The sequence below is a fragment of the Enterococcus ureasiticus genome, from assembly GCF_001730285.1.
Classification (GTDB): domain Bacteria; phylum Bacillota; class Bacilli; order Lactobacillales; family Enterococcaceae; genus Enterococcus_L; species Enterococcus_L ureasiticus.
In genome coordinates, this window is record NZ_MIJZ01000017.1 from 69464 (window position 1) to 85994 (window position 16531).

The following is a 16531-nucleotide window of genomic DNA, read 5'->3' on the forward strand; positions in this document are numbered from 1 at the left end:
ATAATGGAAAAATTATGGGGCGGACGTTTTGAAGGGAAAAGCGAAGCATGGATAGATGCCTTTGGGGCTTCGATTCCTTTCGATCAAAAGTTAGCCAAACAAGATATTATTGGAAGCTTAGCTCATGTAAAAATGTTAGCTAAGACAGGAATTTTAACGGAAACAGAAGCTGATAAAATCACTATCGGGCTTAATACCATTCAAAAAAAGTTAATCGCAGGTGAGCTTGAATTTAGTATAGAAAATGAAGATATCCATCTAAACATTGAAAAACATCTGCATGATGAAATTGGCCCTGTTGCTGGAAAATTGCATACAGGCCGTAGTAGAAATGATCAAGTTGCTACAGACATGCATCTCTACTTAAAGGAAATCGTTCAAGAAGTTATCGAAAAGATCCACTTATTTCGCCAAGTTTTAGTTCATAAAGCTGAAGAAAATATTGAGACTATTATGCCTGGCTACACTCACTTACAACATGCGCAACCTATTTCCTTTGCTCATCATATGATGGCTTATTACGGTATGCTGACACGAGATCAAGAACGATTTTCAGAAAGTTTGAAGCGAATCGATATTTCCCCATTGGGCTGTGCGGCCCTTGCTGGCACTACTTTTCCAATAGATCGTGCCTATTCAGCTGAGCTGCTAGGCTTTTCTTCAATCTATGAAAATAGTCTAGACGGTGTGAGCGATCGAGACTTCATTCTAGAATTCCTTAGCAATAGTTCTATTTTAATGATGCATCTTTCTCGTTTTTGCGAAGAAATCATCTTATGGTGCAGCCACGAATTTCAATTTATTGAATTGACCGATACTTTTTCTACAGGTAGCTCAATCATGCCTCAAAAAAAGAACCCAGATATGGCAGAATTGATTCGTGGGAAGTCTGGTCGCGTATATGGCAATTTATTCAGCCTCTTAACCGTTTTAAAAGGTTTACCATTAGCTTATAACAAAGACCTGCAAGAAGACAAAGAGGGCATGTTTGATACGTCTCATACGATATTAACTAGTTTAGAGATTATGGCAGGTATGGTTGAAACAATGACACTAAATCAAGAAATCATGGAAAAATCAACAGAAAAAGATTTTTCAAATGCAACGGAGCTAGCAGACTACCTTGCAAGCAAGGGAATGCCCTTCAGACAAGCGCACGAAATTGTTGGAAAATTAGTATTACAATGTACGAAACAAGGGATTTATTTGCAAGATGTCCAATTAGAAGACTACCAAACTATTACACCGTTGATTGAAGCAGACATCTATCAAACCCTAGCCTCAAAAACAGCAATCGAACGGCGACATTCGTATGGTGGGACCGGATTTGATCAAGTGAAAGCAGCAATTGAGCGTAGTAAACTAAAACTAGAAAGCAAAGCAAACTAAAAAAAGCTTATGGAAGATAGTAAACCATCTTCCATAAGCTTTCAAATTCTGTTGGTTAACGAGTTTTTGCACGTGAATCTGCATCAATACCAGGTGCTTTCCCCAGTTTTGCTTGCAACATCCAAATATTTTTCTCGATATCTGTTTTGTTTGCAATAAAGATATCTTGTGTAGAATCGTCGCCTTCTTCACCAGACACTTCAATTCCTTTTTGATATAAATCTGCTAAATAGCGGTAGCCTTCTACTAATTTTTCCATACGTTCAGGAATTGTACGTTCGTATGTGCCGATTTCATCTTCAATACCAGTATGGTCAGCAAATTCTTGTAATGTTGAGTAAGGTGCGCCGTCTAGTGTAATCAAACGTTCAGAAATAACGTCTAATTGGTCATTGATTTGGTCCATATATTCGTCCATTTTAGGGTGCAATGTCAAGAATTCTGGGCCACGCATATACCAGTGTGTTTGGTGGATTACCACTGAAAACTGGCTTAGATCCGCAACTAGTTGGTTTAATACTTCTTTAGTTTGTTCAAATTTCATTATACATCATCCTCCTAAATTTTTATCTACACTTAATTGTAGTACGAAACGGTGAAAAAGTACACTAAAATCTTCATTTTTAAAACATTTCTCATTTAATAATAATTATAAACTGAATCGTTAATTACTATTAGGTATTGATACCGTGTCCAATGAATCGATAATCTCTTTAGCAACTTCATTTAATGCTTCTTGCAATTCTTTATTCATCGTATCTGTATCTTTTGAACCAGAAATGAATGCCATAAACAAATTAGATACAGCAGTTTTTTGATTATCCGGCACAAACCACTTTCCTTTTTCTTTCTCTAAATGTAATTTCATTTCAACTGGATCTGTTTTGATTTTAATCGATTTGACCCGCTCTTCTAAAATAGAAAACGTCGCATCCAATGTTTTTTGCTCATCCTTGGCTATTTCAGGTTCAGCTAAGGTCTCTTTTACCAGCTGCCTTGTCATCTCCTGCATCGCACTCACTAAGTCCAATCCAGTTACATAATAAGAAATTGTTGCACCAGTTTTTGTTTCATCTATTTGAACGATTTTATAGGTTGCTTTTTCTCTTGCTTGCTGTAAAAGTTCGTTTGTTAACTGATCTGCTTCTTTTTCCGGAACCTTTGCTCCTGTAGAGGATAATCCTTTGGCAAAATTTTCTTCGAAAGTTTTACTATTTTCATCTAGTTCTTTACCAACTCGTTCACCATCACGAAACTCTTTGGCAAACTTACTCTCTTCTTTTTGATAAACTAAACGATCAACGAACAACGTTCCAGCATCTTCTGCTGAGATCCCTTTAGATCCACAACTTGTCAGAAAAATTCCCGCTAAAAGCAAAGAGATGATCCATAACTTCTTCATTTCCTTTCCTCCGTTCTCTTACTACTAGTAAAGCAAGTTCAGCCCTATTTGTCAAAAAAATTTATTCTAAATCTGCTCTTAATTTCGCTAGCTGGTGATAACTGGCAGATATTTGCTGCTGAGTTGTTATAAATAGTGGGTAAATCTGTTGATAAACTTCATAGTTCTCACTATTAGGTTCCACTATTTCATAAATCTCAACTTGTTCACAAGCTGTTTTCAAATCTGAAATTATACCTAGACTTTGCCAGCCTAATAAGACAGCCCCCAAAGCTGAAGCCTCAATACTTTCAGTTAACGAAAGCTTATAGCCAAAAACATCCGCCATCACTTTTTTAAAAACCTCTGAATCAGCAAAACCGCCTGTTGCTCGAATTTCTTTCACTGATCCGCCTAATTCTTCTAATTCTGTTAAAATACGCTTCAAATTCAAACAAATTCCTTCAACCACAGCACGCATCATTAATTTGTCGTCATGATTTCTCTTTAAACCAATGAAGCTACCTGTTGCTTCTGCATTCCACAATGGTGCGCGCTCTCCAAGTAAATACGGATGAAACAGCAACCCCTTAGCTCCAGCTGGCGTTCCTTTTACTAGCGCCATTACCTCATCATAAGGCTTTTCTCCAGCTTTACGTGCTTCGGTTTGAACTTCTTTCAATAAATTTTCACAAGCCCAATCGAAAATTCCAGCTCCATTACTTGTCGCGCCCCCAATAACCCAATGATTTTCATCTAGAACACAACAAAAGGTTTCTGCTTGTGGATGAGTACAAGGCCGATCAACAATATAACGTAAAGCCCCACTTGTTCCAACCGTCAATGTAGCCGTTCCTTTTGCCATTGCACCCAAGCCTAAATTGGATAATGGTCCATCTGCTCCGCCCAACACAAAAACTGTTTTTGCAGACAAGCCCAATTGCTCTAACCATTCAGCACTTAAACCCATTAATTGGTGAGTCGGTCTAACCAACAATGGCAACTGTTCAGTTGTGATCCCCATCTCCGATAAAGCCTGCCGATCCCAAATAAGATCATGAATATTTAAAAATCCAGTCCCAGAAGCTGTGCTGATATCCGTGATATATTGGTCGAATAATCGATAAAATACATACTCTTTCATCCCAATGAATTTCTCTGCTTGCTTGTAAATTTCCGGAAATTCTTCTTTTAGCCAACGAATTTTATGAAAAGGCGTCATAGGATGCATCGGTAATCCTGTATTTTGATACATCGTTTTTCCTAAAGCTGTATCTTTTAACTCTTCCGCATATTTTTCTGCACGGTTATCCGCCCAAGTGATCACCCGAGTCAGTGGTTGATTATTTTTATCCATGACAATCAACCCATGCATCGCCGTAGAAAAAGATATCAGCGAAATTTCATGCAGATGCACTGCACTTACCACTTGCTCGATACACGTAATAACTGCTTGAAAAATCTGCTCCACATCTTGTTCTGCCATACCTTCTGTTTCCTGAATGAGTGAATACCGAACGTATGCCGATGTCTGAACCTTTCCATCCTCACTAAAAGCGACAGCCTTTGTCTGCGTTGTACCAATATCCACACCAATTGCTATTTTTTCCATCTTCCCGCCTCATTTCTCCCTTTCATTATTCCTAATAAAAAAAGAATTGTCTAGTTAAAAAAGCGTTTAATTGCGTATTTGTTTATGAAAGGAGATTTTTATGTTAATCATTTATTTTATTTTTGGTAGTGTTATTGGTTCGTTTCTTTGTCTAGTAGCCGAGCGAATTCCCATCAGAAAATCTATCGTATATCCTGCTTCTCATTGTTCTCATTGCCAGACTAGGTTGGCAGTTTTTGAATTGATTCCGATTATTTCTATTATTTTTCTACGTTTTCGTTGTCGTTATTGCGGGATCAAATTATCATCCATTTATTTTTACAGCGAAATAATTTGCGGATTGCTTTGTTTTTTTGTAGCTTTTAAATCTATTTCCCCGTTGTATTCTCTTTGCTTTTTATTTACAGCAGTTACGTTATCTTTAACAGACATTTTCTATTTAATCGTTGAGCCTAAAATTTTCTATCCGTTATCCATTTTATTATGTATCGGGCACATTTATTTGGCTTTACCGATTTTTCTTTTCACAAGCATTATTATTTTCTTTAGCTTACATGCTTTAAACTATTTCTTGCCTGATTCCATGGGAGGCGGAGATATTCTCCTGTTAACGGTCTGGGGAGCACTCTTAGGCAGTGAATCTCTTATCTTTTTATTGTTCATTGCCAGCAGTAGTGGCTTACTTTTTCTTTTAGTTTCCCGATATATTTTAAAGAAAAAAATACAACAACTTCCATTTGTACCATTTTTAAGTATCGGACTATTTTTTGTGTTTTTATGTAAATAAATAACGAGACAAAAGTAACATCTGCTTCTGTCTCGTTTTATAAGTTAATTATCTTTCCAATTTTTCCGAATAAATCCAGCACGTCCGGAGCCTTCTTTATACAGATTATAGTGTATGCTATGTTTCTTATAATAATCTTGATGATAGTCTTCTGCAGGATAAAACCTTTGGGCTGGCTCTATTTTGGTCACGATTGGTTGTGTAAAGCGGCCGCTTGCTTGTAATGTAGCTTTCGATTTTTCTGCGATTTCTTTTTGAGTCTCATCTGCATAAAAAATGACTGGACGATAGGAATCACCCCGATCAGCAAATTGCCCTAGCGCATCAGTTGGATCTGTTTGTTGCCAATAAGTTTCCACCAATTTTTCATATGGGATAATCGTAGAGTCATAAGTAATTTCAACTGCTTCTGTGTGTCCTGTCAAACCAGTCGTAACTTGTTCATACGTTGGATTTTCAACATGACCTCCCGTATATCCAGCGACAACTGAAATGATCCCTGGCTGAGTATCAAAAGGTTTGACCATGCACCAGAAACAGCCGCCAGCAAAAATTGCTTTTTCGTAATTGTGTTCCATGATTACTTCACCTCTTCTTTTTCCTTATCATAAGCCGAATAAAAAAATAATGATATTGATTTGCCTGTAGCAAAAAAATTCATTGACATGGGATGGTTCCCATATGATAAGTTAAACAAAAAGAAGGAGCTGTTCAAAAATGAAAATCATACTTGAAGAAAACTACGAAAAAATGAGCCGTGTTGCCGCAAACATTCTACTAGGTAAAATGTATCAACAAAAACGAGTGAACTTAGCAATAACCGCTGGCTCAACACCAATTAAGATGTATGAATACTTAGTCGCCGATGTAAAAAACAAATCTTATCTTGATAATGTTCATTATTACAACTTCGATGAGATCCCCTTCAAACAGAGAAAAGGATATGGCGTAACCATGACAAACCTCAATAATCTCTTCTTTAAACCAGCAGAAATTCCTGAAAGCCAAATCCATCCTTTAGACGAAAATAACTACAAAACTCAAGATAAAAGAATTGAGCAAGATGGCGGATTAGACTTGATTCTATTAGGTATTGGATCAGATGGACATTATTGTGGAAATCTTCCAGGAACAACTAAATTTGAAGATTTAACCTCTCACGTAAGAGAAGATGCTACTGAAAACATGAAAGATATCTTATTAAGTGAAGTCGGCGGAGATGAAAATGAACGGCCAGACTTTTATGTTACGATGGGACCAAAAAGTGTGATGCAGGCAAAAGAAATTGTGCTATTTGCTACGGGTAAGAAAAAAGCGGCAATCATACAGCGTGCGTTCTTTGGTCCAATTACAAACGAAGTTCCAGCTTCCTTATTACAAACCCATCCTAACTTAACAATTGTTTTAGATCAAGACGCTGCATCAGAGCTTTACTAATTAAAAAAAGGCTTGAAATCGATCGATTTCAAGCCTTTTTCTATTTAACTATTTATTCAACTCATTCAAAGCATCTTCAGCAGCCATTTGTGCTTCAATATCAGAGATACTGTAGACATTTTCGCTCGCTACGCCAACTTCTTTTGGTTCCATGTTACGGTAACGGGCCATACCAGTACCAGCTGGGATGATCTTACCGATGATAACATTTTCTTTCAAACCAAGTAATGGGTCTTTTTTACCGCGAATCGCAGCATCGGTTAACACACGAGTCGTTTCTTGGAATGATGCAGCAGATAAGAAACTATTTGTTTCTAATGATGCTTTTGTGATTCCTAGTAAGACTGGACGGCTTGTTGCAGGAACGCCGCCGGCTACTAATGTGTCATAGTTACGATCTTTAAATTCAGCGATATCTAGTAATGTACCTGGTAAGATTTCAGTATCACCTGGATCCATGACACGAACTTTACGAAGCATTTGACGAACCATTACCTCGATATGTTTATCACCGATTTCCACCCCTTGCATACGGTAAACACGTTGTACTTCACGCAATAGGTAGTTTTCAACTGATAAAACATCGCGAACTTGTAGCAATTGTTTAGGATCGATCGAACCTTCTGTCAATGGCTCACCACGACGGATCGTATCGCCTTCAGCGACTTTCATACGAGCTGTATAAGGAACTGTATACGTACGTGTATCAGTTTTCCCTTTGATCGTTACTTCTTTTTGGCGTGTTGCAGGATCTTCAGAAATATCGATAACTTCACCGGTAACTTCTGTGATGACTGCTTGTCCTTTAGGATTACGTGCTTCAAAGATTTCTTGGACACGAGGTAGACCTTGTGTAATATCATCTCCGGCAACCCCACCTGTATGGAACGTACGCATTGTTAACTGAGTACCAGGTTCACCGATTGATTGAGCGGCAATTGTACCAACTGCTTCACCAACTTCAACACCAGAACCAGTTGCTAAGTTACGGCCGTAACAGTGTTTACATACACCATGTTTCGTGTTACATGTAAATACGGAACGGATCGTTACTGTTTCAACACCAGCATCTACGATTTCTCTTGCAAGATCTTCTGAAATCAGTTGATCTTCACCGATAATCATTTTGCCAGTTTCAGGATGCATCACTGATTTACGAGTGTAACGTCCTAGTAAACGTTCTTCTAAAGGTTCAATGATTTCATTACCTTCACGAATAGATTGGATAACTAGACCACGGTCTGTACCACAATCGTCTTCACGAATGATAACATCTTGGGCAACGTCAACCAAACGACGAGTCAAGTAACCTGAATCGGCAGTCTTCAAGGCTGTATCGGTCATCCCTTTACGCGCTCCATGGGTAGAGATAAACATTTCCAAGACAGAAAGTCCTTCACGGAAGTTAGAGATGATCGGCAGTTCCATGATACGTCCATTCGGTGCGGCCATAAGTCCACGCATACCAGCAAGCTGAGTAAAGTTGGAGATGTTACCACGAGCTCCTGAATCTGACATCATGAAGATTGGATTTTTAGCATCCATACTTTCAATCAGTTTTTGTTGGATCTCATCTTTGGCTTTGTTCCAAACAGCAATAACACGTTCATAACGTTCGTCATCTGTAATCAGACCACGACGGAATTGTTTCGTAATGTTTTCTACTTGTTTATGCGCATCATCAATGATTTCTTGTTTCTCATGCAATACCATGATATCAGCGATACCCACGGTCATACCAGCATGAGTAGAATGTTTATAACCTAAGTCTTTCATTCTATCAAGCATCTTAGAAGTTTCAGTGATATGGAATCTCTTGAAGACTTCAGCGATGATGTTCCCTAAGTTTTTCTTCTTGAACGGTAAAACTAATTCTTGTTCTTTAATGTGAGCAGGAATATCTGTACCAGCTTCTACAAAATACTTGTCAGGTGTTTGCACAGTTAAGTTGTAATCTGTCGGCTCATTCAAGTAAGGGAACTCTATAGGCATGATTTCATTAAAGATAATCTTACCTACAGTTGTAATCAAAATACGTTCTTTTTGCCAATCCGTAAACGGTTTGTCGCCAAGTAAAGTTGTTTGAACACCGATACGTGAGTGTAAATGCACATATCCATTACGCCATGCTAAAACAGCTTCGTTCATGTCGCGGAAGATCATGCCTTCCCCTTCACGTCCTTCTTCTTCCATTGTTAGGTAATAGTTACCTAAGACCATATCTTGAGAAGGTGTTACAACTGGTTTACCATCTTTTGGATTCAAAATGTTTTGAGCAGCTAACATCAGCATACGTGCTTCTGCTTGTGCTTCTTCATTCAATGGAACGTGAACGGCCATTTGGTCTCCATCAAAATCGGCATTATAAGCTTCACAGACTAATGGATGAAGACGGATTGCACGACCTTCAACTAATACTGGTTCAAAGGCTTGGATACCAAGTCTGTGTAGCGTAGGTGCTCGGTTAAGCAATACTGGATGCTCTTGAATAACTTCTTCTAAGATATCCCAAACTTCATCTTCTCCGCGTTCGATTTTACGTTTTGCGTTTTTGATGTTTGTTGCGATTTCGCGTTGAACTAATTCACGCATTACAAATGGTTTGAATAATTCAATCGCCATTTCTTTTGGCAAACCACATTGGTACATTTTAAGGTTAGGTCCTACGACGATAACTGAACGACCAGAGTAATCCACACGTTTACCCAATAAGTTTTGACGGAAACGACCTTGTTTCCCTTTCAACATATGAGATAGAGATTTTAATGGACGGTTACCTGGGCCTGTAACAGGACGGCCACGACGACCATTATCGATCAACGCATCGACCGCTTCTTGCAGCATACGTTTTTCATTTTGAACAATGATGTTTGGCGCATTTAAATCTAATAAACGTTTCAAACGGTTGTTACGGTTGATTACACGACGGTATAAGTCATTCAAATCACTTGTCGCAAAACGTCCACCTTCTAATTGAACCATTGGGCGCAAATCTGGTGGAATTACAGGAATAACATCCATAACCATCCAGCTTGGTAAGTTTCCAGAAGCACGGAATGCTTCTAAAATATCTAAACGACGGATCGCACGTGTTCTTTTTTGACCTTGTGCTGTTTTCAAATCTTCTTTCAAACCAGCAACTTCGCCATCTAAATCAACGTTATCCAATAATTGTTTAACAGCTTCTGCACCCATTGCTGCAGTAAAACCTTGACCATATTGATCACGTTTATCGCGATATTCGCGCTCTGTTAATAATTGTTTTTTCTCTAAAGATGTATCTCCAGCATCAATTACCACATAAGATGCAAAGTAAATGATTTCTTCTAAGGCACGAGGACTCATGTCTAATACAAGACCCATACGAGATGGAATACCTTTGAAATACCAGATATGTGAAACAGGTGCTGCTAACTCGATGTGTCCCATACGTTCACGACGAACTTTAGAACGAGTTACTTCTACACCACAACGGTCACAAACGATACCTTTATAACGAATACGTTTATATTTTCCACATGCACATTCCCAGTCTTTAGTTGGGCCGAAAATGCGTTCACAGAACAAACCTTCACGTTCAGGTTTTAACGTACGGTAGTTAATCGTTTCGGGTTTCTTTACTTCACCGTAAGACCAGCTTCTGATCTTTTCTGGAGAAGCTAAACCTATTTGCATACTTTCGAATTTATTTACATCGATCAAAAGGGATTCCCTCCATTTCTTGATAGGAAAAGTTAGGGTTGGAAGAAAAATACTGCACTTTTTCAAAGTACTCATTTCCTTCCAACAAAGGCCTCTATTCTCTCTTTGAAAAGAGAGAATGAAACACAACTAACTTGACAATTTTAATAAGACTTTTAACAATTAGTCTTTTGTATCTTCAGCAGTTTCAATTTCTTGTTCAAGAACTGCATCAGCAGCTTCTTTTGCTTCAGCTGCTTCTTTTTCTAATTGTTTCGCTGATTGTTGTTCGGCAAATTTTGTTAGGGCATCAACTGTGATCAAGTCATCATCATCGTCATCCATATCACGTAATTCGATTTCTTGTTCTTCAATGTCCAATACGCGCATATCTAATCCAAGTGATTGTAATTCTTTTACCAATACGCGGAATGATTCTGGTACGCCTGGTTTTGGAATTGGTTCACCCTTAACGATCGCTTCGTATGTTTTCACACGACCAACTACGTCATCAGATTTGTACGTTAAGATTTCTTGTAATGTGTAAGCTGCACCATATGCTTCAAGTGCCCATACTTCCATTTCCCCAAAACGTTGTCCACCAAATTGAGCTTTACCTCCAAGTGGTTGTTGGGTAACAAGTGAGTATGGTCCAATAGAACGGGCATGTAATTTATCATCGACCATATGGGCCAATTTAATCATGTACATCACACCAACAGAGATACGGTTATCAAATGGTTCACCAGTACGTCCGTCATAAAGAACTGTTTTCGCATCACGAGCCATGCCCGCTTCACGAACCGTTTCCCAAACGTCATCATCATTGGCGCCATCAAATACTGGTGTTGCAATGTGGATACCTAACTGACGAGCAGCCATACCCAAGTGCAATTCTAGTACTTGTCCGATATTCATACGTGATGGTACCCCTAGTGGGTTCAACATGACATCGATTGGTGTGCCGTCTGGTAAGAATGGCATATCTTCTTCCGGCATAATGCGGGATACAACCCCTTTATTACCATGACGTCCGGCCATTTTATCGCCTTCGTTGATTTTACGTTTTTGAACGATATACACACGAACTAACATGTTTACGCCTGGAGATAATTCGTCTCCGGCTTCACGAGTAAAGATTTTCACATCATGAACGATCCCGCCGCCACCGTGAGGCACACGTAGAGATGTATCACGAACTTCACGAGCTTTTTCACCAAAGATTGCATGTAGTAAACGTTCTTCAGCAGATAATTCAGTTACCCCTTTAGGTGTTACTTTACCTACTAATAGGTCACCATCTTTGACTTCAGCACCGATACGGATAATTCCCATTTCGTCAAGATCTTTCAAAGCATCTTCCCCGACGTTTGGAATTTCACGCGTGATTTCTTCAGGTCCTAATTTTGTATCGCGAGCTTCTGATTCGTATTCTTCAATATGAATAGAAGTATAGACATCATCTTTCACCAAACGACGGCTCATGATGATCGCATCCTCGTAGTTGTACCCTTCCCAAGTCATGAATCCGACAAGGACATTTTGTCCTAAAGCCATTTCGCCTTCTTCCATAGAAGGTCCATCAGCTAATGTATCGCCTTTTTCAACTTTTTCGCCTAAAAGAACGATTGGACGTTGGTTGTAACTTGTTCCTGAGTTTGAACGACGGAATTTTGTTACCATATATTTATCTAATGCGCCATTATCACGGCGAACGCGTACTTCTGATGCATCCACATATTCAACGACACCATCATGTTTACATAGTAAAGCGGCACCCGAGTCATGTGCTGATTTGTATTCCATACCAGTTCCCACAAGTGGTGAACGAGGTTGAATCAAAGGCACTGCTTGACGTTGCATGTTGGCACCCATCAAGGCACGGTTGGAGTCATCGTTTTCCAAGAAAGGAATACATGCTGTAGCGACTGCAACTACCTGTTTAGGTGAAACGTCCATATAATCGACTCTATCGATCGTCACTTCAAGGTTTTCACTTTGCAGACGGGCCATTACTAATTCTTCAGCGAATGTTCCATCTTCATTTAAGCGTGAGTTTGCTTGCGCTACAATGTAGTGATCCTCTGTGTCAGCAGTTAAGTAATCCACTTGATCGGTTACTTTTCCTGTTGCACGATCAACACGACGATATGGTGTTTCGATAAAACCAAATTTATTGACTTTGGCATAACTTGACAAGCTATTGATCAACCCGATATTTGGTCCCTCAGGTGTTTCGATCGGACACATACGGCCATAATGGGAATAGTGAACGTCTCGAACTTCATAGCCGGCACGGTCACGAGTCAAACCACCAGGTCCTAAGGCAGATAGACGACGTTTGTGTGTCAACTCACCTAGAGGATTTGTTTGATCCATGAATTGTGACAACTGAGAAGAACCAAAGAATTCTTTGATACTTGCAACAACTGGACGAATATTGATCAATTGTTGTGGCGTTAATGTTTCAGTATCTTGAATCGACATTCTTTCGCGAACCACACGCTCCATACGAGCTAAACCAATACGGAATTGGTTTTGCAGTAATTCACCAACTGAACGGATACGACGATTACCTAAGTGATCGATATCATCTACATTACCGATGTCTTCTTGTAAGTTAAAGAAATAACTCATTGAAGCAATGATATCTGCTGGACGAACAGTCTTCACACTTGTATCAGGATAACCATTACCGATTACGTTAACGATGCGTTCTGGATCTTTTGGAGAAAGGACTTTGATTACTTGAACAGTCATTGGTTCAGTAACCACACCATCTTCACTTGGATAATAGGTTACGCTGTTTAAGCCGTTATCGATATGTTCACCTAATGTTTCCATTACTTGGTGCGTTAATACTGTCCCTTTTTCAACAATGATTTCACCAGTTTCAGCATCGATCAATGTTTCTCCTAAAGTTAGGTTCAATAGACGAGTTTTTAAATCTAATTTTTTGTTGACTTTGTAACGACCAACGTTAGCTAAATCATAACGTTTCGGATCGAAGAAACGAGCATTCAGTAAGTTACGAGAACTGTCTGCTGTTTTCGGTTCGCCAGGTCGTAGACGCTCGTAGATGTCTTTCAAACCTTCTTCAGTACGAGAATCGCTCGCGTTTTTGTGTAAATCTTTTTCGATGGTATTGCGTAAGCTTAATGTTTCACCGAAAATTTCAAAAATTGTATCATCAGAGCCAAAACCTAAAGCACGAACTAATACAGTCAAAGGAATTTTACGTGTACGGTCGATACGTACGTAAGAAATGTCTTTAGCATCAGTTTCCATCTCTAACCATGCACCACGGTTAGGAATAACTGTTGAACCAAAGCCTTCTTTCCCATTTTTATCTACTTTTCCATGGAAATAAACACCTGGTGAACGTACTAATTGAGAAACGATAACACGTTCTGCTCCATTGATGATAAATGTTCCCATTTCAGTCATTAGAGGGAAATCACCGAAAAATACTTCTTGTGATTTGATTTCTCCAGATTCACGGTTTGTCAATCGTAGAGTAACATGTAATGGTGCAGAGTAGTTTGCATCGTGTGCGCGCGCTTCTTCCACCGTATACTTAGGTTCTTTTAATTCATAATCCACAAATTCCAAAGATAAATTACCTTGAAAATCATCGATCGGTAAAATGTCCTCAAACATTTCTCTTAGTCCTTCATCTAAAAACCATTGGTAAGAGTCTGTTTGAATTTCGATCAAGTTGGGTAATTCCAACACTTCACTGATCCGGGCGAAACTTCTACGTTCGCGGTGTTTTCCGTATTTTACTACGTGTCCAGCCAAGCTCTTCACTCCTCTAATTAAAAGTCTATCAAAACACTAACCGAAAACATTTCATAAACATTACAAATATTAAATCTCTGTAATATTGAGCATTTTTTGCAGTTTTTAGGCAAAAAAAAACCAAAAATAGAATGTGCTCTTGAAAATCTCTCGTGCGTTTCTACTTTTGTTTCCCTATTAAAAACCGGAACGGACAATATTTCGCTCCTGCTTTGTCATTTTTCAGATAGTTTTTGCATCTATACATTGTACTTCCTTCTATAGTAAAAGTCAAGGATTTCTGAGGGCTTAAAATACCTTTTTATTCAAAAAAAAAAGACACTCAATAAAAATCGAGTGTCTCACACTTTTTAGCTAATTTGTCTTATTTAACTGTTACATCACCAGTTACTTCAGCGCCTTCTTTATCTAGAGTTGCAGAAGTTTTATATTCTTCTTTTTCAAACGTTACTTTACCGTCAACTTTTGTTCCGTTTAGCACAAAACCATTTGCTTTAACCATGATATCACCTTTAACTGTTCCGTTAACGATGTTGAAGTTTTCAGTTTCAACAACTAACTCAGGAACTGTTAGTGTATACTCATCTGTAACTTTTTTATCAGAGTCTTGTGCGTATAACGCTAATTTTCTATAAATATCGCCTGAAGCTTCGCCTTTATCATGGAATTCTCCTGAAACAGTCACATCTTTATCAAAAGTAATATCCGCTGTTGCTGCAACGATCCAGTTACCATCTTTGCCTAAAGCTTTTTCGATTACTTCTGGTTTGTCACTGATTGAAGCACCACTCACTGCATCTACACTTGAGCTCATAGATGTTTCAGTTTTGCTATCAGAAGAACTGTCTTTAGAATCTTTGTTGTCACTGTTACATGCACCCAATACCAATACTGTTGCAGCTAATGTTCCTAGTGTGATTAATTTTTTCGAAATCATATACATCCTCCTAATTATTTACTATTTATTAAGTTAAATAATAGCATGAAATCGTTTAAATTTAAAAAGATATCCTTTTTCATCTAGTTTATTACGATTAATTTGAACTATCTACAATCCATTTCCATTAAGTGAATGTTCAGAAAATTTAAAATAATCTGTTGACATCACGTGCTCTTTTGTTTTATACTAAACACAATTCAATTTGCGGAGGTATTTTTTATGACATACTCAATCAACGCACAACTGAATAAAGCTTACTTTAGCTACTTTAGATAGTTTTGTATTCATGCAATCGTGGGTACAAACAGCAAAAAACTGTTTTTGTATCTATGATGGCTAGAGCGCTTTGTACTGAACAAACAGCCACCTAGACATTCCTAAGTGGCGAAAGAAGAAGTGTTTACCTACGACTTTTATCAATCCATTTAGGCATATTGTCTAAATGGATTTTTTGTTTTATCAACTATAATTGGAGGAATCAAGATGAAAAAGAAACTAGTAGTACTAAGTATCGTATCAGCAGTAGCATTATTAGCTCTTGGTGCATGTGGCGATGGTAAAAAAGCAGACAACGGAACAAATAGTGACAATAAAAAAATCGGTGTTTTACAACCTGTTGAACACGGCTCACTAGATGCTGCGTTTGAAGGATTCAAAGAAGGTTTAGCTGATAACGGATTTAAAGATGGTGAAAATCTAACGATCGAATACAGCAATGCTCAAAACGATCAGGCTCAATTAAAAAGCATGAGTGAAAAATTAGTCAAAGGAAAACCAGACCTACTTTTAGGAATTGCAACACCTGCCGCACAATCATTATTGAACGAAACAACAGATATCCCGATTCTAGTCACAGCGGTTACTGACCTAGTCAGCGCAAAATTAGTCAAATCAGATGAAAAACCTGGCGGTAATGTTACTGGAACTACCGATATCGTCCCAATAGACAAACAAATCGCCTTATTATTGTCTATTGTGCCTGACGCTAAAACTGTCGGAATTATGTACAACGCAGGGGAAGCTAACTCTAAAATCCAAGCTGATATGGCGGAAAAAGCTCTAAAAGATGCGGGGATCAAGGCCAAAGTTTTAACGGCAAATTCAACCAATGACGTACAACAAGTAACCACAAGCTTAGCAAAAGATGTTGATGCAATTTATATCCCAACTGACAATACCTTCGCTTCAGCCGCTGCTGTTATCGGTGAAGTAGCCAAAGAACACAAGATTCCTGTTATTGCAGGATCAATCGAGCAAGTCGAAGAAGGTGGTTTGGCAACTGTGGGAATCGACTATAAATCACTCGGCAAACAAACTGGTGTTATGGCAGCGAAAATTCTAAAAGGCGAAGCAAAACCTGCTGACATGCCTGTTGAAAAAGCCAAAAACTTAGAACTTTTCGTAAATAAAGACATGGCAAAAGCCTTAGACATCGATCCAGATACTATCAAAGCACCGTAATTGAACTTTCCCCGCATTTCAATTAAGAGCTGCGGGGAATAC

At 38.5% G+C, this 16531-nt stretch carries 11 protein-coding genes; 4 read left to right on the forward strand and 7 right to left on the reverse strand.

Annotated elements, in window-relative coordinates; translation table 11 throughout:
• Window positions 1-3 precede the first annotated feature (3 nt).
• Window positions 4-1389 (forward strand): argininosuccinate lyase, encoded by a 1386-nt coding sequence (gene argH, locus BCR21_RS16050; RefSeq protein WP_069647484.1) that lies wholly within the window; start codon window positions 4-6, stop codon window positions 1387-1389.
• A 55-nt stretch (window positions 1390-1444) separates the two neighbouring features.
• Here argH and BCR21_RS16055 read toward each other — a convergent pair whose 3' ends face one another.
• The 3 genes from BCR21_RS16055 to BCR21_RS16065 all read right to left on the reverse strand — a co-directional run bounded on the left by BCR21_RS16055 (window position 1445) and on the right by BCR21_RS16065 (window position 4382).
• Window positions 1445-1933: a Dps family protein gene (locus BCR21_RS16055; RefSeq protein WP_069647485.1), complete on the reverse strand. Its 489-nt coding sequence runs from the start codon at window positions 1931-1933 to the stop codon at window positions 1445-1447.
• A 120-nt stretch (window positions 1934-2053) separates the two neighbouring features.
• A complete protein-coding gene (locus tag BCR21_RS16060; protein WP_069647486.1) occupies window positions 2054-2791 on the reverse strand; it encodes a DUF5105 domain-containing protein in 738 nt (245 codons plus the stop codon).
• Between the two features lie 61 nt (window positions 2792-2852).
• Complete coding sequence (locus tag BCR21_RS16065; protein ID WP_069647487.1) at window positions 2853-4382, reverse strand: gluconokinase; 1530 nt, start codon at window positions 4380-4382, stop codon at window positions 2853-2855.
• Between the two features lie 100 nt (window positions 4383-4482).
• Here BCR21_RS16065 and BCR21_RS16070 point away from each other — a divergent pair, with 100 nt between their 5' ends.
• A complete protein-coding gene (locus BCR21_RS16070; RefSeq protein ID WP_084013373.1) occupies window positions 4483-5169 on the forward strand; it encodes a prepilin peptidase in 687 nt (228 codons plus the stop codon).
• A 44-nt stretch (window positions 5170-5213) separates the two neighbouring features.
• Here BCR21_RS16070 and msrA read toward each other — a convergent pair whose 3' ends face one another.
• Entirely contained in the window at window positions 5214-5747 is a 534-nt protein-coding gene (gene msrA / locus BCR21_RS16075) for a peptide-methionine (S)-S-oxide reductase MsrA (RefSeq protein WP_069647488.1), read from the reverse strand.
• Between the two features lie 139 nt (window positions 5748-5886).
• Here msrA and BCR21_RS16080 point away from each other — a divergent pair, with 139 nt between their 5' ends.
• On the forward strand, window positions 5887-6606 hold the full coding sequence (locus BCR21_RS16080) for a glucosamine-6-phosphate deaminase (protein WP_069647489.1): 720 nt from the start codon (window positions 5887-5889) through the stop codon (window positions 6604-6606).
• A 48-nt stretch (window positions 6607-6654) separates the two neighbouring features.
• Here the strand turns inward: BCR21_RS16080 and rpoC are convergent, their stop codons facing one another.
• The 3 genes from rpoC to BCR21_RS16095 all read right to left on the reverse strand — a co-directional run bounded on the left by rpoC (window position 6655) and on the right by BCR21_RS16095 (window position 15025).
• Window positions 6655-10308: a DNA-directed RNA polymerase subunit beta' gene (gene rpoC / locus BCR21_RS16085; RefSeq protein WP_069647490.1), complete on the reverse strand. Its 3654-nt coding sequence runs from the start codon at window positions 10306-10308 to the stop codon at window positions 6655-6657.
• A 162-nt stretch (window positions 10309-10470) separates the two neighbouring features.
• Window positions 10471-14088 (reverse strand): DNA-directed RNA polymerase subunit beta, encoded by a 3618-nt coding sequence (gene rpoB, locus BCR21_RS16090; protein WP_069647491.1) that lies wholly within the window; start codon window positions 14086-14088, stop codon window positions 10471-10473.
• Between the two features lie 364 nt (window positions 14089-14452).
• Window positions 14453-15025 carry a hypothetical protein gene (locus tag BCR21_RS16095; protein WP_069647492.1) on the reverse strand — a complete coding sequence of 191 codons (573 nt, stop codon included), beginning with the start codon at window positions 15023-15025 and terminating at the stop codon, window positions 14453-14455.
• Window positions 15026-15511: 486 nt separating this feature from the next.
• Between BCR21_RS16095 and BCR21_RS16100 the strand changes: the two genes are divergently transcribed.
• Window positions 15512-16489 carry an ABC transporter substrate-binding protein gene (locus BCR21_RS16100; RefSeq protein WP_069647493.1) on the forward strand — a complete coding sequence of 326 codons (978 nt, stop codon included), beginning with the start codon at window positions 15512-15514 and terminating at the stop codon, window positions 16487-16489.
• The last annotated feature ends 42 nt before the right edge of the window (window positions 16490-16531 follow it).

What these genes read in the sequence shown, in the direction of transcription:
- argH (WP_069647484.1), top strand. Translation starts at nt 4, where the DNA reads ATGGAAAAATTATGGGGCGGACGTTTTGAAGGGAAAAGCGAAGCATGG.
- BCR21_RS16055 (WP_069647485.1), bottom strand. Translation starts at nt 1,933, where the DNA reads ATGAAATTTGAACAAACTAAAGAAGTATTAAACCAACTAGTTGCGGAT.
- BCR21_RS16060 (WP_069647486.1), bottom strand. Translation starts at nt 2,791, where the DNA reads ATGAAGAAGTTATGGATCATCTCTTTGCTTTTAGCGGGAATTTTTCTG.
- BCR21_RS16065 (WP_069647487.1), bottom strand. Translation starts at nt 4,382, where the DNA reads ATGGAAAAAATAGCAATTGGTGTGGATATTGGTACAACGCAGACAAAG.
- BCR21_RS16070 (WP_084013373.1), top strand. Translation starts at nt 4,483, where the DNA reads ATGTTAATCATTTATTTTATTTTTGGTAGTGTTATTGGTTCGTTTCTT.
- msrA (WP_069647488.1), bottom strand. Translation starts at nt 5,747, where the DNA reads ATGGAACACAATTACGAAAAAGCAATTTTTGCTGGCGGCTGTTTCTGG.
- BCR21_RS16080 (WP_069647489.1), top strand. Translation starts at nt 5,887, where the DNA reads ATGAAAATCATACTTGAAGAAAACTACGAAAAAATGAGCCGTGTTGCC.
- BCR21_RS16095 (WP_069647492.1), bottom strand. Translation starts at nt 15,025, where the DNA reads ATGATTTCGAAAAAATTAATCACACTAGGAACATTAGCTGCAACAGTA.
- BCR21_RS16100 (WP_069647493.1), top strand. Translation starts at nt 15,512, where the DNA reads ATGAAAAAGAAACTAGTAGTACTAAGTATCGTATCAGCAGTAGCATTA.